This window comes from Flavobacterium sp. 90, from assembly GCF_004339525.1.
Taxonomy (GTDB): Bacteria; Bacteroidota; Bacteroidia; order Flavobacteriales; family Flavobacteriaceae; genus Flavobacterium.
On record NZ_SMGE01000001.1, the window covers coordinates 1701545 to 1723039 of the forward strand.

Annotated in this window: 15 protein-coding genes, 1 tRNA gene and 1 riboswitch; of the genes, 3 read left to right on the forward strand and 13 right to left on the reverse strand. The window is 32.5% G+C overall.

What is annotated here, in order from left to right:
- Window positions 1–101: 101 nt before the first annotated feature.
- The 6 genes from C8C83_RS06800 to C8C83_RS06825 form a co-directional block, all read right to left on the reverse strand.
- Window positions 102–2201 (reverse strand): peptidylprolyl isomerase, encoded by a 2100-nt coding sequence (locus tag C8C83_RS06800; protein WP_121327265.1) that lies wholly within the window; start codon window positions 2199–2201, stop codon window positions 102–104.
- A gap of 108 nt (window positions 2202–2309) precedes the next feature.
- A complete protein-coding gene (locus tag C8C83_RS06805) occupies window positions 2310–3572 on the reverse strand; it encodes a hemolysin family protein (RefSeq protein ID WP_121327267.1) in 1263 nt (420 codons plus the stop codon).
- A 2-nt stretch (window positions 3573–3574) separates the two neighbouring features.
- On the reverse strand, window positions 3575–3769 hold the full coding sequence (locus C8C83_RS06810; RefSeq protein ID WP_099710519.1) for a hypothetical protein: 195 nt from the start codon (window positions 3767–3769) through the stop codon (window positions 3575–3577).
- Between the two features lie 11 nt (window positions 3770–3780).
- Window positions 3781–4335, reverse strand: coding sequence for an LPS export ABC transporter periplasmic protein LptC (gene lptC / locus C8C83_RS06815; protein ID WP_121327269.1), 555 nt, complete (start codon window positions 4333–4335; stop codon window positions 3781–3783).
- A 51-nt stretch (window positions 4336–4386) separates the two neighbouring features.
- Entirely contained in the window at window positions 4387–5616 is a 1230-nt protein-coding gene (locus C8C83_RS06820; RefSeq protein WP_121327270.1) for a hypothetical protein, read from the reverse strand.
- A complete protein-coding gene (locus tag C8C83_RS06825; RefSeq protein WP_121329979.1) occupies window positions 5609–6343 on the reverse strand; it encodes a type III pantothenate kinase in 735 nt (244 codons plus the stop codon). Before C8C83_RS06825 ends, C8C83_RS06820 begins: the two co-directional genes overlap by 8 nt.
- A 104-nt stretch (window positions 6344–6447) precedes the next feature.
- Here C8C83_RS06825 and C8C83_RS06830 point away from each other — a divergent pair.
- A tRNA-Phe gene (locus tag C8C83_RS06830) sits at window positions 6448–6520 on the forward strand.
- 216 nt (window positions 6521–6736) lie between these two features.
- On the opposite strand, the gene C8C83_RS06835 is transcribed toward C8C83_RS06830, so the two are convergent.
- Entirely contained in the window at window positions 6737–8056 is a 1320-nt protein-coding gene (locus C8C83_RS06835) for a DUF5074 domain-containing protein (protein WP_121327272.1), read from the reverse strand.
- A gap of 333 nt (window positions 8057–8389) precedes the next feature.
- Window positions 8390–8584: riboswitch (cobalamin riboswitch) on the reverse strand.
- A gap of 241 nt (window positions 8585–8825) precedes the next feature.
- On the opposite strand from C8C83_RS06835, the gene C8C83_RS06840 reads away from it, so the two are divergent.
- The gene (locus tag C8C83_RS06840) at window positions 8826–10322 is read left to right on the forward strand and encodes an MFS transporter (RefSeq protein WP_121327274.1); all 1497 of its coding nucleotides are present in this window, start codon (window positions 8826–8828) and stop codon (window positions 10320–10322) included.
- Between the two features lie 11 nt (window positions 10323–10333).
- Complete coding sequence (locus C8C83_RS06845) at window positions 10334–10561, forward strand: DUF6814 family protein (RefSeq protein ID WP_121327276.1); 228 nt, start codon at window positions 10334–10336, stop codon at window positions 10559–10561.
- Window positions 10562–10671: 110 nt separating this feature from the next.
- On the opposite strand, the gene C8C83_RS06850 is transcribed toward C8C83_RS06845, so the two are convergent.
- From C8C83_RS06850 to C8C83_RS06875, 6 genes are all read right to left on the reverse strand, one after another.
- Window positions 10672–13545, reverse strand: a complete 2874-nt coding sequence (locus C8C83_RS06850) for an alpha-amylase family glycosyl hydrolase (protein WP_121327278.1) — start codon at window positions 13543–13545, stop codon at window positions 10672–10674.
- A 222-nt stretch (window positions 13546–13767) separates the two neighbouring features.
- Window positions 13768–15066: an HlyD family efflux transporter periplasmic adaptor subunit gene (locus C8C83_RS06855; RefSeq protein WP_121327280.1), complete on the reverse strand. Its 1299-nt coding sequence runs from the start codon at window positions 15064–15066 to the stop codon at window positions 13768–13770.
- A 22-nt stretch (window positions 15067–15088) separates the two neighbouring features.
- Window positions 15089–17278, reverse strand: a complete 2190-nt coding sequence (locus C8C83_RS06860) for a peptidase domain-containing ABC transporter (protein WP_121329980.1) — start codon at window positions 17276–17278, stop codon at window positions 15089–15091.
- Between the two features lie 2 nt (window positions 17279–17280).
- On the reverse strand, window positions 17281–18870 hold the full coding sequence (locus tag C8C83_RS06865; protein ID WP_132011702.1) for a vitamin K epoxide reductase family protein: 1590 nt from the start codon (window positions 18868–18870) through the stop codon (window positions 17281–17283).
- Window positions 18867–20249 (reverse strand): DUF6734 family protein, encoded by a 1383-nt coding sequence (locus C8C83_RS06870; protein ID WP_121327286.1) that lies wholly within the window; start codon window positions 20247–20249, stop codon window positions 18867–18869. The genes C8C83_RS06865 and C8C83_RS06870 overlap by 4 nt, the downstream gene beginning before the upstream one ends.
- Window positions 20250–20254: 5 nt before the next feature.
- Window positions 20255–21424, reverse strand: a complete 1170-nt coding sequence (locus C8C83_RS06875) for a DUF6625 family protein (RefSeq protein ID WP_121327288.1) — start codon at window positions 21422–21424, stop codon at window positions 20255–20257.
- Window positions 21425–21495: the final 71 nt, after the last annotated feature.

Genomic DNA, 21495 nt, shown 5'->3' on the forward strand with positions numbered 1-21495 from the left:
CTAATAAATACTACAAAAAACATAATTTAACACAAAGAAAAACCCGAAATATTCGTTTGAATATTTCGGGTTTTTTATTTTAATTATCTAATTACTAAATATTAGTAGTTAAATTGTAATCTGTTATCTTCAATTTTAGCGTTAGCTTTCAATGCTGGCAAAATTCTGCTTGCATCAGATGCGCTTTGAGCTTTAACTTTAGCTACATATTCTGCGTGATTAGCAGCAGCAGGAGCTTTAACAGTACTAATATTTTTCACTACATAAACTCCAGTGTTTCCTTCAATTGGAGCAGAGATTTTGTTTGCAGCTAAAGCAAATGCATTACCTACAACTCTTGGCTCTTGCCCAACTCCACCAGGTAATACCGGGTTATCCATAGTTACGTCAGCAGCTTGTTGAACAGCTACACCAGCGCTTTTAGCAATAGCTTCAAGGCTAGATCCTGTCATTTTAGCTTTTAACATTTCAGCTTTTTTCTTGTTTTTCAAGATTGGCTCAACATAAGGTCTAGCTAAAGTAACAGATACTAAACCAGATTTGTTTTCACTTTTGTATTGTGCAATTACGTGCCCAATATTAGCAATTTCAAAACGTTTTACATCTCCTTTGCTTGTTTCTTTGTCATATGCCCATCTAATGATGTTACGTTGGTTTCCTAGAGGACCAAATTGCTCGTCTAAAGCTTTTGCAGTTACCGGAGCAGCAACTTTTAAACCTAATTCTTTTGCAGTTGCATTAAAATCTTTATTAGCAGCATCCATTTCGAATTTAGTTGCCAATGTAAATACTTTATCAGAAGTAGCTTCAGATGGCTCAATTTTTTGAGCAATTGTAGCTAAACGAATTCCGTCTTGTTTATCTGTAATTTTGATAATGTGAAATCCGAAAGGAGTTTCAACTAAACCAATTTTTCCAATTCCGTTATTGAATACAAAATCATTGAATGGTTTTACCATTTGATTTGGACCAAAATATCCTAAATCTCCACCTTGTTGCGCAGATGAGTCATCAGAACTTGTAAATGCCAACATCATGAAACTATCAGGATTAGCCTGAACTTGTGCTAAAATTTCTTCAGCTTTAGCTTTAGCTTCTTCTTTAGTTCTTTTTTCTTTAGCATTTGGAGTTTGAGATCCTTCATATGCAATTAAGATATGACTTGCTTTTGCATTAACACCAGCTTTAAATCCTAAAGATTTAGAGATAGCATAATATTTTCCGTATACATAAGGACCGTAAATTGCTCCTGCAGGTAAACTAAATAATTTATCAGCATCGATAGCTGGTAAAGCATTTTTAGGAACATATGTAGAATCGTAAGGAACATCAGAATTTGAGTTTACGAATTCAGCAATGTTTGTTGCACTTTTAAAACCAGGCAATGTATCGTTTTTACCAGTTTTTGTATTGTACTCAACTCTACCGTTTAATAATGCAGTAATTTTAGCTTTAATTTCAGCTTCGTCTTCTTTTGAAGCTTTGTCTTCTACTAAAACATATTGAATTTCACGAGTTTCATCAGCTTTGAATTTTTTCTCGTTTTTCTTCATATAAGCAACAATCTCATCATCAGAAATTTTAACATCGCTATCTTTAATAGAAGAATATAATGCAGCAGCATAAGCAAAGTTTACTTTGTTAGCTTCCATTTCATATTTCAACTTTCCTTCGCTAACAGTTGTATAAAGTCCAGCTTTTACAAGTGTGCTGTAGATTTGATATTTTGCGTTCAATTCAGCATCAGTCTCTTTTTGAGAAAGATATTGAGCTGCGTCAGGATTTGTTTTGAAGTACTCTTTAAATTTAGCTACATCAAATAATCCAGCTGCATTTAAAAACATTGGGTTTTTACCAATATTTGGATCTGCTTTTAAAACTTCAAGTAAGTGTTTTTCACCAACTCTTAATCCCAATTTATCAAACTGAGCAGATAATAATGCGATTGAAACTTCTTGATCCCAAACTCTGTTTGCAGCTTCAGTGGAAGTAATTCCTTGACCACTTTTTTCAACATTACTAACTTTAACTCTAAAGTCTTCAAATGAAATATCTTTTCCATCGATGCTTCCTACATCTTTTGAACTTTGACCGAAACTTCCTCTAGTGAAAAGATCTTGTATTATAAATGCAAATAATGCAAGTGCAATAACTCCTATCAATAAAGCGGAACGCTGTCTAATTTTTGCTAAAACTGCCATTTTTATTATCGTTAATTTTATATTCAGTTTGCGAAAATACAATTATCTAGTTAATAACAATACAACTAGCGTTTTATTTTCAACAATTTTTTTTATTAATTTAAAAAATCAGTCTTTTATTGTCATTTTGACTAATTCAATTTTCTTATTTGTCGCCTCTTCTATCACGAAATAAAAGTTGTCAATCACGATTTCATCGCCCTTTTGAGGGATTTCTTTGGTATAATTCACAATAAAACCTCCCAAAGTCCCGTAAGAATCTTCTTCCGGAATCATTAATTTGTAAGTTTCATTTAAATACTCCACATCCAAACGTGTTGAAAACAAATATTTCCCTTCACCTAACTCTTCTTCGATTAGTTCTTCTTCTTCTGAATCATGTTCGTCTTCGATTTCTCCAAAAAGTTCCTCTACAATATCTTCGATTGTAATAATTCCCGAAGTTCCTCCATATTCATCTAAAACTACCGCGACATTTTTTCGCTTTTTAATCAGCAAATTTAAGGCGTCTTTTATCAAAATTGTTTCAGGAACAAACTCAACAGTCATCAAAACCGATTTAATCGTTTTTGGCTTCTTAAACAAGTCAAAAGAGTGTACATAACCCACAATATCATCCAGAGAATTTTGACTGACTACAATTTTAGAATATCCTGTTTCAATAAATAATTCCTTAAGATCTGTTATGCTGTCAAATAAATCTATATCTACAATTTCTGTACGCGGCGTCATAATATCACGCGCTTTTACACCGGAAAATTCTAAAGCATTTTGAAAAATCTGAATCTCAGAATCTACCTCATCATCGTCTTCAACAGAATTCATTTGTTCTGTAATATAGTTCCCAAGTTCTATTTTACTAAAATAAAGTTGTGTCTGATCTCCTTCTGTTTTGAAGAATTTCCTCAAAACAAAATCTGATATCCAAATAAAGAAGGTTGAAATATAATAGAATAAGCGATAAAACAAATACGCCGGAAGCGCAAATGCTTTAATCAATGTATTGGCATAAATCTGAAAAAATACTTTCGGAAGAAACTCTGCCGTCATTAAAACTATAAAAGTCGAAGTTATAGTTTGAATCAGTAAACTGCTAAAATCAGAAAAATGAAATCCTAAACTTATGATACATTTTAGAATTAAATCTCCCATAAAAAAACCGTAAACAACTAGAGCCACGTTGTTACCAATTAACATTGCAGCAATAAACTTTGAAGGGTTTTCGGTAAGTTTTGTTAGAATCTGAGAAAGAAAATTATCTTGTTTTTTTTCAATTTCAAGATAAATCTTATTCGAGGAAATAAAAGCTATTTCCATTCCTGAAAAAAAGGCTGATAGTATTAAACATAGTATTATAATACTAATTTCCATTTTTACTGTTTTTTGTTACGGTCATCAAACTTCTTCACAAACTTCCTTCTAAAGAAAAACATAAATACAGCCATTCCTGCAATTATAAAACTCAAAGTCGAAGTATCATTTCCTTCATTTAACTTTGTAATTCCATCATAAATAAAGTAAACTGCAAAAGCAATATAAACGTATTGCGTATATTTCATGTAACCCATAATGTCTTTTTTTATTCTTCTGATGATTCAATTTCGCCACTTACTCGTTGCGAATTAATCACTTTAAAATCTTTACTAAAATCTATTCCTTGTCCGTACGAAACTCCTTTAGCATCTGTAAGCTTGAATTTTCTTTCGGTGTAAAACCATTCATTTTTCTGATCAAAATACAATTGTTCTGTTTCCAGCATCTGACCAGTTTCTGATGTGATTTTTACTTTTCCCTGCAAATCTATTATACCAGTAGTTTTATACGAAACTGCATAATTTGATCTTATAAAGGTACGTTTTTGTTTTTTGTCGTATAAAGTAACATCCAAACCTACAGGAAATTCTGTAAATGGAAAATCCAGATTAGAATAATCCAACATTTTCCTGCTTATCAAAACCCCTGTTATACGACCTGAATCCGTGTACTTAATATTAACTGTATCAGCATCACTGCCCGGAACAAATTCAGAGAAGTTAAATTTCTGAACATCCTTAAAGTTACTTTCGCATCCAAAAAACAGTGTCACAGCGAGAACTGTGACAGTATTTATAATATATCTCTTTGGTAAATTCATTTGCCAAATGTAGTAAATTGTATGTGCTTAAAAAAACATAAGATTTTATGTTTAATTATATTTCGTCTTAATAAACCATCTGTCATTAAAAGAGAAACTTACACTAAAGTTTACATAATTTTCCTGAACCAGGTTTGCAGAAACGGTACCTCTTTTTCCAAACTCAACACCAAAGTTTACATTCGAAAAATACCCCGGAATTGGAACTCCTGCTCCTAAAGTCATACCAACATCTTTTATAGATTCATTATTGATTATTAAACCAATTTTCTCGTATTTCAATCCTGCTCTATAGGTAATTCTGCTAAAATAATTTGAGAAAGAAGCATAATTAGGAATAAAATACCCTCCTACTGCATATTTTTGGTATTTTTCATAACGTACATTTTGCTCTGAATTATAGTAATTCGCAAATTTCCCATCTCCCTGAAAAGCCATTGTAGTACCAACTAACCATTTTCTTGCCTGACCAATACCTGCACCAAATGTTACTTTGTTTGGCAATTTTAAATCATCACCGTGTGGATCAAATACTATTGGAGTAGAATCTCCATCAACAGAAATAGTTCTTGTAGTATTTGAACTTAGGTTAGTTGCAAAAGCATAGCTCAAACTAGTAAATAATTCAAGTTTTTTATTAAGCTTAGTTTGATACATTGTACCAATACTAAAACTAAGACCTGACAACTCTGCTGCATTTGTTTCTGCACTTGAGTTTTGAACGCCTGTAAGAAGTTCTACACTTGTTGTTGTGATTTTTCCAAAATTATATTGAGCATCTGCACCAATATTCCAATTTGGTCTGATTTTATATCCTAAACCAAAAAACACTTTATTAATTCCACCTGTTCCACTAAGCTGAGAACTTGTAGCTCCTTCAGTATCCGTTCTGTCGTTTCTAATTTTATATCCAACTGAAGATACCGGGATCAAACCAAATGCTGCACCGAATTTCCCCATCGGAATTCCTATCGCCAAATAATCAAAAGTAGTTCTTTGTGCTTTTGCAGTTTCCTGACTAGTTTTTAAGTTTGAAGTTCCAAAAGTTCCTCCAACACTAAAAGTTGTCTGAAGTAAACTGGCATAACTCGCGGGATTCTCAATATTTAAGTGAATACTATCCTGCTCCACTGCAACTCCTGCCATAGATCTGAATTCAAGAGTTCCTTTGAACCTTACATCCCCAATTCCGTAGAAAGAATAAGGAGAAGCTGTTCCTTGTTGAGCGAATGAAACGAACGAGATAAGCAAACAAGCGCTTACTATAATTTTTTTAATCATTGTCGATTTTATATTGAAATGTTTGATTCAAACTCTCCAGTAAGAAATTTGAATTGGCAAATATGGTATTTTTTAATCGTTTAGCCAAAAAATCTGCATCACCTCCCGTTAAAATTATTATAAAATTTGAAAAGTTTGCTCGATATTCATCGATAAAACCATCAATCTCATAGACGAAGCCATTGACAACTCCCGAATGAATGGCTTGTGCAGTCGAATCTCCTATATAGGATTCCGGCGCCTCTAAAGTCAGTAACGGCAATCTGGCTGTGAAATTGTGGAGTGCTTCATACCTTAAACGCAGACCCGGAGAAATTGCTCCGCCCAGATAATTGTCATTTTCGTCGATGAAATCGTAGGTAATGCAAGTTCCTGCATCAATTACTAATCTATTTTGTTTCGGAAATCGCAAAGTTGCTCCGGAAGCCAAAATCATACGATCAATTCCTAAGGTTTTTGGAGTTGAATACTTATTTGTGAAGGGAAAAAGATCTTCGTGAGTAAAAAAGTGAATATTCAGCGTCTTTTCGAAAGCTAAAAAAGATTGTTTTTCAATATTCCCAACCGAAGCAACGATCAAATCAGAGCAATTTGGAAATTTTTTTAAAATTTTTTCAATATTTTTTTCGAGCTCATTTTTATCAAAAACAAAACTCTCCAAAACATTATTATCCTCAAAGACAGAAGCTTTAATTCTTGTATTACCAACATCAATTGCTAAAACCATATTTATTTTTTTACCTCTGCGAAGATACGAATTGATTTTTTTAAAAAAATGTTTTGGATAAACGGAAAATGATTCTATCTTTGCACCCGCAATACGCACACAAAGGTACCTTAGCTCAGATGGTAGAGCAATGGACTGAAAATCCATGTGTCCCTGGTTCGATCCCTGGAGGTACCACAAAACCCGAATAGAAATATTCGGGTTTTTTGTTTTTAATATTTTCGTGAAAAGTTTAACTGCGTCGAATTTTACCGCAAAGTTCGCAAAGATTTTTTTAAGTAGGGATTTTGTAAAAACGCAAAGTTCGCAAAGCTTTGTGTTGATCTAGCTTTGCGAACATTGCGTTTTTACTTTGTGGTCTTTGCGGTTAAACCACCTAATTACGAAAAAAACTTATTGCTGAAACACAGAAACCGCAGGGAAATAATACCCTGAGAAACTTACTGTTTCTGTTTTAACACCAGAATCAGCATTGAATAAATAAAGATTATTGATGGCGAAATTTGCTCCAAATCCTTCATTTACTGTATTTACTACCAAAGTGTTTTTCAGGCGATCATAACCAATTCCTGAACCATATAATATATTAGATTGTGTTAACGTAATAAAAGGCGTTGCCAATGATGCCGTAGTTCCAGTATATTTATAAACTTGTTTACCACCACTCCAACTTCCGTTTTTAGCAATAAAAACATTATTTTTAGCTGCTGTAATAGATCCCGGATGCCAAGCTCCCCAACTTCCGTAAGCTTGAAAACCTAAAGGAATTTCTGTTACTGCAAGTGTACTTGAATCTATACTTATAAGGTTTGTACCTCCAGCTGCCCATACTTTTTTATCATCAGTAACAGCAAATCCCAGAACCATAGCAGGAATCGTTTTTACAACGGCAAATGTCGAAGCATTAAGAACAATAACTCCTTGCGAAGCAGACAATGCAAAAACATAATTACCAACTTTAACAATATCTCCAACCTGACCTGTAACACCAGCAACTTGTCCGTTTAATGCCATTGTATTCAGATTAAGCTTGTAGATACCATTACCAGAAGTCAATAATACTTGATTTTGATCAATACCAACTAGCGCACGCCAGTCGTTTCCGCCTTGAGCCGGAATCCTTTTTTCTTCTTTAAGTGTATAAGCATCTGTAACTACAACTGGTCCGCCAACTTTAGAAACTAAGAAAAGTTTTTTATTAAAGATCGTTCCAAATTCTAATGTAGACGATTCCGGTTTTAAATCTTTACCCGGATTTGCTTTTACAAAAACACTGTCTTCTATTGTTTTTGTGTCATATCTATAAAACCCAACTGTTCCTGTTCCATGTCCAAACCAACCTTCGTTGATCATGAAGAAACCGTTTTCATAAGGTCCTAATGCAAGAACATTATAGGTTAGAGACGTTTTTCCGCCATCGTTTTTTGCTGTCATTGTAACTTTAAAGTCACCTCTTGCTTCTGGTTTAAAAACATAAGTAGAATCAGATCCTACAACTTTTCCGTCTACAGCCCATTCGAAAGAAACATTCTTTCTATCTGTTAGTTTTGAACTTAATTTTAGACTTTTACCAATGGTCAAAGTGTCTTTTAATTGTTGCTGACCATTTATTGCCGGAGCCGCTGTAAAATTGTCATCATTATTACACGAAACGGTTAAGATCATTAAAGAAGCAATTGCGAGTAGCTGCTTAGAAAAAAATTGGTTTTTCATTATTAAATATTTAAAATTAGATTACTTAAATCTTTAAATCGAAATACAATTTATGTTCAGCAAAAGTTTATAAAATTAACCTCTGCTTGCTTTTGTTTAAAAAGCAAAACATCTTGTACAACGCTACGTTTTAATGATTTTTTTAATGAAGAAACTGAATGTACCGAAAAGAAAAACATCCCACAGAAAGTTGATTTCACGATATCACATTTGCAGAAAAAAAATCTCATAAACTCTTTTTTTGGCTTACGAGAATAGAATAACCAAGCAATACCATTATCACATAAAGTGAAAAAGTATTGGTTTTAATTCAAGCTTCAATCCCCGAAAGCTATTTATTACTATAAAAATGGCAGGTCTTCTGACTTGCTCCCTACACCCAGCCTTCCCTTTCAAAAAATGAAAAGTGACATATTAAAGGGTTTCAGTTAATGAGCTTACAGCTGCGGGACAGTTTTGGAGTTACACCAAATTCCCTTTTAATGTCAATATTTATTCAATATGACAACCATTTTCTGTTTTAAAATTGTGTCGCAAAACTAGTGTTTTCTTTCTTAAGAAAGTACTACTTCTTTATATTTAAAACCTTTCCTACATCTTTAATCTATGATTTATTTTAAGCTATTGAGCATTTAACAGCCATAAATCGAGCAAGTCAAAAATTGCATCAATTTTGTTAAAAAAGTATTGACCAAATAAAAAAATATCCTATATATTCGTAAAATGTTATTTAATTATTTGATTAACTAATAAAAACACAAAATATTTTATGAGTAAAAATTCTACAAAAGGCATTTGGAAAGTAATTTCGGCCTCGTCAATGGGAACAATGATTGAATGGTACGATTTCTATATTTTTGGAAGTTTAGCAGTTGTAATTTCCACTAAGTTTTTTCCAAGTGACAATCCTACAGCAGCCTTTTTATCTACGCTGGCGACTTTTGCTGCAGGATTTGTAGTTCGTCCTTTTGGGGCATTATTTTTTGGAAGACTTGGCGATATTATTGGTCGGAAATATACTTTTATGGCTACTTTATTATTAATGGGAGGTTCTACTTTTTTAATTGGCTGTATTCCCAGTTATGAAACTATTGGTTTTCTTGCTCCTTTATTGGTTCTTGTTCTTCGTTTATTGCAAGGACTTGCGCTTGGCGGTGAATATGGAGGCGCAGCCACTTATGTTGCAGAACACGCTCCGGTCGGTCAAAAAGGATATTGGACTTCCTGGATTCAAACCACCGCTACAGTTGGTTTATTTATCTCTTTAATGGTAATTCTTGCTACTAAAAACGTTCTTTCTGCTGAAGATTTTGATTCCTGGGGATGGCGCGTTCCGTTTTGGGTTTCTATCGTAATGGTTGGTGTTTCGTATTTGATTCGGAAAAACATGGACGAATCTCCTGTTTTCGCTAAAGCGAAAAAAGAAGGAACAACGAGTACAAATCCATTAAAAGAAAGTTTTGGAAATCGATACAATCTGAAATTTGTGTTACTCGCATTATTTGGCGCCACAATGGGACAAGGCGTTGTTTGGTACACGGGACAATTTTATGCCATGAGTTTTATGAAAACCGTAATGAATATCGATTCCTCTCAAGTTGATGGATTATTAGGAATTGCGCTTTTAATTGGAACGCCGTTTTTTATTGTTTTTGGATGGCTGAGCGATAAAGTTGGACGAAAATACATTATGATGGGCGGAATGCTTCTTGCTATTTTATTTTACAGACCGATCTATAAAATGATGTACAACACAACTGATGTAAGCTACAAAACCGAAATTATAGAACAAACCTCTCAAAAAGTCGAAACAGCAAAAAATAATGACATAATTACCACTATTTCAAAAACCTATACTGATGGAACTTCGTATATCGAAAAGAAAACAGATTTTGCTGATAAGAAAAAATCTCAAAGCACTATCACTATAAAAATCAATTCTGGCGATGAATGGACGTTAATTTTTTTAGTTTTCATTCAGGTTTTATTTGTTACGATGGTTTATGGTCCAATTGCCGCATTTTTAGTTGAAATGTTTCCAACTAAAATCAGATACACTTCTATGTCACTTCCTTATCATGTAGGAAATGGAATTTTTGGAGGTTTACTGCCGGCAATTTCAACCTATTTTGTAACTCATTCAAAAGCAGCCGGAAAAAGCGATTTTTATCTTGACGGACTTTGGTATCCTATTATTATTGCTTCGGTCTGCTTTGTAATTGGAATGGTTTATATAGACAACAAAAATAAAATTAATCATCTTTAACATTTTAGAACATGAATACAATCAAACAGGCTTTAGGCGTTTTATGGGTTATTTTAGCAGTTGCCGCTGCTTACTTTTGCGTGTTTGAATTTGGCTTACCTAAATTATTATCAGATCAACAAGATGATTTAGTATTTGGTATCATTATTCTTTTTATTCTTACTCCGTTAATTGTTTTAGGATTAGGAACATTTGGTTATTTTGCTGTAATTGGCGAGTACAATCACAAAAAGAGATAAATTAAAATACACCTTAACTCAAAAGGGTTGCCTGTTTCCAGACAACCCTTTTTCATTACTAAACAAAACCAATTTTATACTTTTCAGACTATAAAACTATATTCTAAAAATTACTTTTTAATAAACTTCGCTACTCGAACATTACCGTTCTCGTCAAAAGCTTTTACAATATATATTCCCGTTTTTAAATCGCTTACACCAAACTGAGAATCTAAATTCCCGTTTGTTTTAAAACTTTTTACTAATTGACCTGAGATTGCATAAACCTGAACTTTGGTTGTTACAATATCTAAAGTGAAATAATTTGCAACCGGATTTGGATACAAACTAACTACGTTTCCTTTTTCGAAATTTTCGATCGCTAAATTCGCCTGTTTGTTACCATAAATTCTGTATTCACCAGCTGGTAAACTTATCGTTGCGTTTACATCTGTAACCGTAATCGTTGTATTATCCATTAAGTTAACCCAAGTTCCTGCATATGGAAAACCTGTTGCAACATTTTTTGCCGTTAGATCAAAATTAGCCAGAATCACAACGTCTTTTAATTGCGCCGAAGTCAGATTATCATTCTTAATTTTTATATTAATACTTAATGAATTTGGACTCGAAATAGTTGGAGTTCCTAAAAATACAGGTTCTGTAATTTTAAGATTAATCATTTTAGCCCAATCATTATAAATCTTGCTTCTATTAGCATTTCCTAACCAATTATTAACCCATTGAGGTTGTGGTTTTGTATCTAATTTACAATCTCCGGCAGCAGCATCTGTATCTGTATTTACAGTGTTATTGTTACAAGTAAAAATAGAACTGTCCCAACCTAGTTCTCCAAAATGCCAAATCATTTTTGGACCGGGAACTAATAATGAAACCGCACCAATTGCAGACATTCTTGACAAAGCGGTATTTAAAGTTTTCACATTATAACTTCCGCTTGAAGCTCCATATTGAACATTTTTGTACATCAAACGTTCTTCATCATGACTTTCTGCATAACCCATTAATCTGTTTGCGGTAAAACCACGGCTAGCACTTGCCATTCTTGAAATATCGCTATCAGTTGCGTATCCCATTGACAATTGATTGTATTGATTTGTCATTTTCCCCCACATCATTACTCCTTTACCAGGCGTTTCTGTAACTCTGTAATTTGCCCATTCTTTCTCTTCTGCATCAGTTCCTAAGTGTTCAAAAATAGTATAATGTGTAGGATCAAGGCTCCAGGAATAATCAGCATATTTCTTTAATATATCAACTCTGTCTTGTTGATATGCATTTGTACAAGCTTGATCTGATGCTGTACAAGCTTGTGTAAATCCTTTTGTTAAATCCCAACGGAAACCATCAATTTTATACTCTTCAATCCATTGTTTGATCACGCGATCTACATAATTTTGTGTTTTTAGCGATTGGTGATTAAAATCTTCTCCAACGCTAAAAGTATGTTTTGCAACAGTATTAAAATAAGGATTCTCAGCTGTTGGCGAACCAAAACCATCTCCATCAGGATCATTCATCCACATTCTAACCATAGGATTACGTCCAAAGGCGTGATTTAAAGCAACGTCAAGAATTACAGCAATTCCATTTTCATGGCATAAATCGATAAACTCCTTTAACTTATCTGAAGTTCCGTAAAATTTATCCAAAGCCATATGAAACGAAGTATTATAACCCCAGCTTTCATTGCCTTCAAACTCCATTACAGGCATTAATTCGATTGCATTTATTTTAAGATTTTTAAAATAATCGATTCTGTCAATCAAACTTTGATAATTTTTATTGGCATCAAAATCACGAACCAAAACTTCATAAACTACTAATTTTTCTTTAGCCGGTTTTGTAAAATTTGTCACTTTCCAATTGTATGGCGTTTGTCCTGTTTTCAAAACCGTAACTTCAAAATTTTGTCCTGCCGGATAAGTCGGTATATTTGGATATGAAGCTGAAGGAATCCCAGGATCGTCAAAAGGCGATAAAACCAATGTTGAATATGGATCTGCAGTTTTTACCAATGAAGGTGAATTTGCAATTGGAGTAGATTCAACTACCCAATATTGATACGTATTATTTACACCCGAAACTAGACCCGTTAATTCTAACCAGAATTTCCCCGAAGTTGGATCTTTTTTCATGGCATACGCCGATGAAGGCTGCCAGTTATTAAAACTTCCTGCAACGTAAACAAAGTCTTTTAATGGCGCATCCAAAACTAAAGTTGCTTTTGTAACATCAGAAGCATTATAGTTAATTCCGTCAACTAAACCCGCAGGCATATTTTCTGAAACCGTATTTGGATTTACAACAACCGAAAACTTTTTAGAAATTGAAGTTGTTCCCTGAGTTGCAATTAACTCATAACTTTGATTAGTTGTAATATTAGTCGCATTATAAGAATAACTTGCTGTACTCGCGTTTGTATTGATTACAGTTCCGTTAGCTTTCAAGGAATAACTTGCAACTCCGTTTGTGTTTGTTGCTGCAATATTAAAACTTGCTCCCGAAGCTATAATTGTAGTACTATTTTCAACCGGAGCCGTTAATGTTACCTGAAATGATCCTACTTCAACCAGAATATCTTGTGATTTTTTATCGCCGGTTCCATTTTTTGCTTTAACTAAAAATCCAATTTTACCAATTCCTGTTATATTATAATAAGTTGTTGGTGTAATTGTTTTAGTATAAGTATCCGAAGCAGAATTGTATGTAAATTTACTTCCATCGCTGGATGCATCCCAACCACCATTATCCGGAGTCCCTTTTTGGGTAGTATCATTGGTATCAAAAGCCCAAGCCCACATATAAAGGGAATGATCCGTAACTCCCCAGGAACTTTCATTAACACTGCTTCCATTAATTGTAATGGTAATCGCAGTAGTCTCTTCAAAAGTTGATGGACTTACACTGTAAGTAACCGTTTGTTGCTGTGCAAATGTAATTGCTGATAACAAAAGGAAAAATAAAAGTAAAGTTTTTTTCATAATTTAAGTAATGTGTATTAAAGCAAAAAATGACATAATTAATAAAGGTATTCGATAAATCGTAAATCTACTATAGCGTTTTCGAATTGACATTCCGCAAACGTTGTAGTGTTCAAAACTTTATTCTAAAAATGGGATAATTACTTAAAAAAGGATATTTTTCAGACAAAAAGCAATTCCTAAATTCACTCTTTTATATCTATTTATTTAGTAAATAGATATTTATCTTTGAACTAATTTCCTGAATTGATAAAAAACACGCTCAATCAAGCGCATTTCCTCAGTGATGATATCTGCAGAACCGGTTAATTCTTTATCAAATTTTATCTCTTTGTCATAAGTCGTTTTTAATCCTTTTGGTATGGCGACTTCAATAAAATAATTTCCGTCTTTGTCTGTAATTGTTGACATCGATTGAACACGTCCTTCCAGCATTCCGTATTCCTGATATGGAAAATTATCTAATTTGATTAATACTTTTTGATTGGTTTGAATTTTACCCGAATTCTGCAAAGGAACTTTTAAATTGCCCAGATATTCTCCTTGATTTTCCGGTAATATTGTTGCAAATAAATCTCCGGTTTTTATAAGTTGATTTTCTTTCCATGAATTCTGAAATCTAAAAGTTCCGTCATAATTTGCCACAAATAGATAGTTTTGTTTCCAAACATGGATGCTTTTTTTCAATTCGTCTAATGCCTGGAACAAAGAACTTAAAGTTGTAACATCTGCTTTTTCTTGCGAAATCTGGCTTGCCACAACTTGTTTTCTGGCTTGATTTATAGCTTCTTTTTGTTGAGAAATTGTCGAGTTAGTCTGATCATAACTTTGTTTAGCCTGCAAATTATTTCCTTTTTGAAGGTCTAAATCATACTTCGAAATCACGCCTTTTTCATATAATTGAAGCGATCTTTTGTATTGAATATCACTTAAATTCAGCTTTATTTTTTCCAGTTTTTGCTGTTCATACAAAGCCGCTAATCTATTTGCGTTTTCAGTTTGTGAACTTTTGCCCACATTTATTTCTTCAGAATATGGATGAAGTTTCTGATTGAGTTCATTCTCAATATAGGCTTTATGAAACTGACTGAAAGAAGATTGAATATCTCCCAATTCCAAATTATTCATTTCCTTAAAGGAAAAATAAAACGTTTGATAATCAGAAGGAATTGATGCTACAATTTTATCCAGTTTCAAAACATCTTCAAAATTTGCTGTACTTTCTAAAATCGCAACTACGGTTCCTTTTTTAACTTTTGAAGAGTTAGGAATACACAACTTAACAATTCTTGAATTAACTTTAGATTCCAATCTTTCCGGTGGATAATTGGAAGTAATTACCGCTTTTGCTGCTATTACGTCAGGATATTTTACAAACCAACAACCTATAACAAACGCTATTATTAGTGCAAAAATGATGGAAATTCCATAACGAACAATCCACGCCGGCGGATTTGACAGTACTTCCTGAACAGATTCAGATCGTAATTCTATATCGTCTAAAACATTTTTTGATGCCATTTGATCTTATTTTACAGAGTAATTAATTCCCTAATTCTAATTGATTTTTCACTAATTCGTAGTAGTTTTTCTGAGCAAGAACAAGTTCTTTATGCGTTCCTATTTCGACGATTTTTCCTTTTTCAAGAACCACAATCTGATCGGCATTTTTTACGGTCGATAATCGATGTGCGATAATAATTGCCGTTTTACCGACCAAAAACTGATTTAGATTTTCCATGATTACCTTTTCATTATTTGCGTCAAGCGAAGAAGTTGCTTCATCAAAAAACAAATAATCGGGATTTTTATAAACTGCTCTGGCAATCAAAAGTCGCTGCTTTTGTCCTCCGGAAATTCCTGTACCTTCATTTCCAATTTGTGTATTATAAGATAATGGCAAACTTTCGATAAAGCCCTTAATGTTAGCAGTTTCGATCGCGTGCAGAAGTCTTTTTTTATCTACATAATCATCGCCTACTGCAATATTATTGGCAATTGTATCATTAAAAATAAATCCGTCTTGCATTACAACTCCGCATTTTCCTCTCCAGGCGCTTGGCGAAATAGTATTGAATTTCATATTCTCAAGAAGAATCTCGCCCATATTAGGTTCATAAAATTTCATCAGAAGTTTTAGCAAAGTTGTTTTACCGCTTCCACTGGTTCCTACAATAGCCGTGGTCTTTTGCTTGGGTATAAATAAGTTTAAATCTTCCAGAACATAATTAGGATTTCCAGTATATCTAAAAGATAAATTCTTAATACAGATATCTGAATGCCCTAAATCATGGATCTTAGGATTCAATAGATCTTCTTCATCTTCTTTATCATGAATTTCACCCAGACGCTCTAAACTTATCTTGGCATCCTGAAGCGAGCGTACAAAACTTACCATTTGCATTAATGGGTTATTTAGCTGCCCTATAATATATTGAACAGACATCATCATTCCTAATGTCAATTCTCCTTTAACAACTAAGGTTGCCGAAAAAAAAGTAATCAGTAAATCTTTAAGATGATTAATAAAATTTGATCCTACAGATTGCCATTGTTCCAGCGTAAGAGATTGCATGTTGACTTTAAAAAGACGTATTTGGACAAATTCCCATCCCCAACGTTTTTGTTTTTCGGCATTGTGCATTTTAATTTCCTGCATTCCGTTTATAAGTTCCATGACTTTTGACTGTTCATTTGAAACTTGTGAAAAACGCTTATAATCCAGTTCTTTTCGTTTTTTCAGAAAAAATAAAATCCAAGCGAGATAAACGATACTGCCTATTAAAAACACCAAAAACAACTGGAAATTATAAAAAACCAGCACGAAGCTAAACACCACCAGATTTAGCAGCGAAAACATTACGTTGAGTGAGCTGCCGGTTAGCAATTGTTCAATTCTGCGGTTATCTCCTATTCGCTGCATTATATCGCCAGTCATACGGCTATCAAAGTAACTAATTGGCAATTTCATGAGTTTTATAAAAAAATCAGAAACCAACGAAATATGAATTCTTGTACTCAAATGCAGCATTATCCAGGAACGAAGGACTTCGATCGCCGTTTGACCGGCAAAAAGCATTAATTGAGCTAAAAGAATTAAATAGATAAAGTTTAAATCCTGAGTCTGAATACCTACATCAACGATACTTTGGGTAAGAAACGGAAACAATAACGAAAACAAACTTGCGGCCGCCAATCCAACTATTAACTGAATTACTAAACCTTTATAACGAAACAGATATTTTGTTAAATAACTAAAACTTCTTTTCGAATTTTCAGCATCCCATTCGTTTTTGTAGAACTCCGGCGTTGGTTCTAATAAAAGTGCAATACCTTCTTCTGTTTTTTCATGTGCATTTTTGCCAATCCAGAACTTAATAAACTCTTCCCTAGAATATATTATTAATCCATGACTAGGGTCAGATACATAAACTTTGTCTTGTTTCATTTTATAAACCACCACAAAATGCTGATTATTCCAATGAACAATACAAGGTAAAGGCATTTCATTTTTTAAAGTTTCAAAATTGTTTTTTATACCAAGAGTTCTAAATCCTAAGGCTTCTCCAGCATCACTTAATCCTAATAAACTACTGCCTTCACGAGTAGTTTCAGAAAGATTACGTATTTGCTGAAGTTCAATTACTTTTCCATAATATTTTGCGATAATTCGTAAACAAGTAGGGCCGCAATCCTTAGCATCCGGCTGTTTATAAAAAGGGAATGGTTTTATTTTCAAAGTACTGGGGTTTTCTCTTTTATTAAATTATCAATAAAAAAATTTAGTTCGTGGACTTCATACTCATTTGGCAGCAGTTGCCCGTTTAAAATAATTGCAGGAGTGTGAAAAACTTTATTTTCAAGACACCAATGGTATTGATGTTGTATTATTTCTATTCCTATTTCAGATTGATCATTTATCCATCGTGATTTCCACATTTCAAAATCTATTCTCTCTATGTGCCAATCATGCAATAACGCCATCATTTTGTCATAATCTCCGGATAGGTAATAACTCACCGCCTGCTTATAAATAATATTATAGGGATTGTTTACATTTTCGGCGTTTATATTAAAAACAAGTTTTATTTTTAATTGCTCCGGATTTTTATTCCATAATTTTATTAAGTTTTGATAGACTTTGTGGCAATGTATACAAGAAGCACTAAGAACAGCATTGAGCTCAATTGGGGCATTATCCTGACCTATTACAATTGCTTCCATCTCTTCTAAAGTATACTGATTTATACTTTCGTCATTATCTGCTAAGGCTCTAAAAACGGGATATTTTCTTTTGATTTGGTTGTATTTTACTTCAATACTTTTATTAATTAAACCTTGTTTTACCAATCTTTTAATTTCTAAAAAAGTAAAACTTGCCAATGTAAAAACAAACAAAAATGAAACGACTTTCTTTAAAACTGTCAAACTTAAGATTGCTGTATTAAAGCCGTAAATTGAAATTAATAAAATCTGAAGTATTAATACAATTGCAATACCTAAACACAAAACACACCATTTTTTTACGATAAAATATTGAGCAAAAACAGAGTAAAACAACACGGGAATACTAAAAAATGCTAACCAGCCATAAATAACAAAACTATCTGTAAATACTGTAAAAACGGAAAAAACTGTTAAAACAGAAAAGTAAATTAGTGATACATCACTTAGCTTTAAATTACCAAATATTTTTGCTCCTTTAGACGATAGCACTTCTTTGCAACTTGTTTTTTTTGACGCCTGACATATTCTTGAAACCGAGACATCATTAAAACCTAAATCTTCTCTAACTAAAAAAAAGCTGATAAATAATCCTGCAAAAGAGGTTAAGCCGTAACTGATTGACAAAACTGGGTTTGATAAATTTATACTATAAATCTGCAATAACGCAATGATACTAATACCAAACAGAAACAAACGGATATTTTGAGAAAAGACATTGCTTTCTATTTCATTATTTTCATTTTCCTCAATAGCTACAATCATTCCGTTCCATCCTTCAAGATATTCCGTTCTGGAAAGCTTTTGAATAAAACCATTTGCAAATTGAATTTCAAAATTCTGTCCTCTTTTTTTTGTGTAAACAATTTCATTTCCCGTATGTGTACAAAAAACCGAAAGAAACGTTTCGGGTAAATTTATCAGCTCACTTTGATCTACTCTTGCCGCAATATTTTCGATATCATAATAATTGAATACATCAACAATTGCTACTAAACTTGGATAATCAGGATGTGATTCTAATTCAAACAATATCTTCTCTTCGAATTCATAATATTTATGTTCCTGAAGATATTTTTTCAAATAAAAAAAGTCTGTCATTTTGATGGAATTAAATCTGTTTCTTCGACCATTATTTTTAAAAAAAGTACTTTCTCAACTAGAAAAAATCGGATTCGGTTCTGAATCAATTCAATAAAATCTTTTCTTCCCTGTTCGTCTACATCCTCTTCCAGATAAGCAGTCATATTAACAATGAGCTCATCATAAAGTATTGGTTTGTCTAATTCCTGTAAAATCAATTCATCAATTTCGTCTATACTTAAACGCGACATCATCTCTCCCAATTCAGGCACAATAACCGATCTTAAATTTTCATTTAATTCTTCGTTGAAAACATCTCCTATTACAACCTCCGATAATTTTAGTAATTCAAAAGCTCTGTTTTGAGTAATTAAATCATCAAATTCTTGTGGAAATTCCAATGCCATAAAATTTCTTCCTATAATATACTCACTTGAAAGTTCTTGTTTTGTTTTGAAAGCATTTTGCAATTTGAATTCATTTTTCAAATCCAGATTTTTAGAGGAATCAAAAGATAAATTGTAGTGCGAAAAATGAGAAGGGAACAATTTTCTTAAGCGTTCAAAATATTGCGGATATTCTTTGATAACATAAGTTTCCAGATTATTGCAAATACTCACACTTTTTTTATAAGTCCCTAATAAATGCAGATAGCTTTTTTGATGAGGAACTTTGTCAAAATCTCCAAATCCTATATAATTATTATCATTTGGAGTGTCCAAAAACAAGCAATTAACTTTCTCAGAAGACTCTTTTACCATGTTATAAAACAATACTTGTTCAAAAAAAATATTGAAATTAAACCCATTAATCGAATTCCAAACTGATTTATTATTATCCACAAAATCAGAAGAAATGGCTGCATATTTCTTGAAATAATCATAATTATTACCTCCTATTATCCCCATATTGTAGGCATAATTATTATGATTATTAATATAATCTTTCATTTCATTGGGAACGAAAACTAAATTAGGATAGATATCCTTCCACATTTCTTCATAATATTCGGTTGTAATTTCTAAATTCTGAGTAATAAAATCACCACTTAATAAGTCATCCGAAAACTCTTTCCAAATAAATACATCTCCGTCAACATGCAAAAAAGGTTCATTTTGAAGACTATAAGTCTTAATTTTAGGCATTGCCCAAAGACTTTTATGATAATGATTGAGTTCATCCAAAACAACATGAACTTTATGATAAGGCAATTGAAGCTTATCTATTAATATTTCATATCCTTTTTGATCTGTATATAATTCTACTTTATAAAATTTAGCTAATTGATTAGCACTCAATATCCAGCTTAGCCAATTATGAGGTTCTGAAAGCCATCCATAATTTTCTGCTAATGGATTCGTCAGATTTTGCGACCAAAATGATTGAATTATCTTCATTAAATTTATGATTTGGAGTATTTAATTAAGTTTCCGTCAAGCAATACCTCTGAGAAACTATTTTTTTCATCTTTATAATATTGTTTGGTATCTGTGTTAAAAAAATATTTAGCATGAAAAATCATTTTGACTAAATCAAATTGATTGCCGTTATCCTGATAACATACATAATTTTGTTCTTTCTCATTTTTGCCAATAAAAATATCTCTGTTCATATATGAATACTTGCCTTTTTCTATAGTTAGCATTGGTTTTATATTCAAAAATTTAGAACAGGACATATCTATTCTCAAAAGAAATTTTTTAAGATTTGGCTTTATACTGTCGGTCCATTTAGCAGAGATATTGTAATTTGAATATTTTCTTATATTGTATTTATCAATGTAAAAGCACTCCGGTATTTTTTTCCATTTTTTCATATTCGAAAAAACGTTGTTCTTGTAACTGCTAAAATGGTACAATAGAACTTCGTACTCATTTTTATAACTTAAAATCCCATTCTCCCATTTTATTTTTCCCGGCGTTCCTTCGATTATAAATAAATCAAAATGAACTCTGATATTATTTTGTTCTTTAGCTAAAACATGATGAATACTTTCTGTTTTTGTAGGCACATCCAGAATATTTATTCCTGAAATTACTTCGTCATAAGCTCCTCCACATTCATCAAAACAATAATTCTCATTTGATGTAAAAATGAGTTTATGATCTTTACTTTTTTTGAACAGATTATTTATTATCTCGTTGTTTCTAAAAAGCAAAAAATATCCGGAAGGAAAAGAATCTTTGACCGAGATCACATCATAATTATCAAGTAAATCCTCTGTCATAAATTCTCTGATTCTCCCAAAAACAAGATCGATATCGCAAACGCCCCAAAAATCATAGCTCGAAATTTCCTCCTGAAAAATAACTCCAAAGGCTGGTTTAAAATCACAAATCTTATATGCATTAGTAATTTCTACTTCCAGATTAAGCTTTTTCGAGGCAAGAGAATTAAACGTTTCTAATGAAAATTTTATGATTTTTACATTTCCGGGAAGTGTTCTGTTTTCTTCATCATTTGAGAAAACAATAAAGTCAACACTTGGATTGGATTCGCAGGATTTCAGGAAAAAATCAAAATACCATGGCAGTTTTCCCAGATAACAGTTTAGTAATACTATTTTATTCATGTGATGAGATTAAAAAACAGACTATACTATAATTTCACTTATAGCATAGTCTTTTATTTATTAGTTTTTTG

Bases quoted from the DNA above. Each gene is read 5' to 3' on its own strand.
- C8C83_RS06850 (WP_121327278.1), bottom strand. From the start codon at position 13,545: ATGAAAAAAACTTTACTTTTATTTTTCCTTTTGTTATCAGCAATTACA.
- C8C83_RS06825 (WP_121329979.1), bottom strand. From the start codon at position 6,343: ATGGTTTTAGCAATTGATGTTGGTAATACAAGAATTAAAGCTTCTGTC.
- C8C83_RS06840 (WP_121327274.1), top strand. From the start codon at position 8,826: ATGAGTAAAAATTCTACAAAAGGCATTTGGAAAGTAATTTCGGCCTCG.
- C8C83_RS06820 (WP_121327270.1), bottom strand. From the start codon at position 5,616: ATGATTAAAAAAATTATAGTAAGCGCTTGTTTGCTTATCTCGTTCGTT.
- C8C83_RS06855 (WP_121327280.1), bottom strand. From the start codon at position 15,066: ATGGCATCAAAAAATGTTTTAGACGATATAGAATTACGATCTGAATCT.
- C8C83_RS06865 (WP_132011702.1), bottom strand. From the start codon at position 18,870: ATGACAGACTTTTTTTATTTGAAAAAATATCTTCAGGAACATAAATAT.
- C8C83_RS06810 (WP_099710519.1), bottom strand. From the start codon at position 3,769: ATGGGTTACATGAAATATACGCAATACGTTTATATTGCTTTTGCAGTT.
- lptC (WP_121327269.1), bottom strand. From the start codon at position 4,335: ATGAATTTACCAAAGAGATATATTATAAATACTGTCACAGTTCTCGCT.
- C8C83_RS06870 (WP_121327286.1), bottom strand. From the start codon at position 20,249: ATGAAGATAATTCAATCATTTTGGTCGCAAAATCTGACGAATCCATTA.
- C8C83_RS06875 (WP_121327288.1), bottom strand. From the start codon at position 21,424: ATGAATAAAATAGTATTACTAAACTGTTATCTGGGAAAACTGCCATGG.
- C8C83_RS06845 (WP_121327276.1), top strand. From the start codon at position 10,334: ATGAATACAATCAAACAGGCTTTAGGCGTTTTATGGGTTATTTTAGCA.
- C8C83_RS06800 (WP_121327265.1), bottom strand. From the start codon at position 2,201: ATGGCAGTTTTAGCAAAAATTAGACAGCGTTCCGCTTTATTGATAGGA.
- C8C83_RS06805 (WP_121327267.1), bottom strand. From the start codon at position 3,572: ATGGAAATTAGTATTATAATACTATGTTTAATACTATCAGCCTTTTTT.
- C8C83_RS06835 (WP_121327272.1), bottom strand. From the start codon at position 8,056: ATGAAAAACCAATTTTTTTCTAAGCAGCTACTCGCAATTGCTTCTTTA.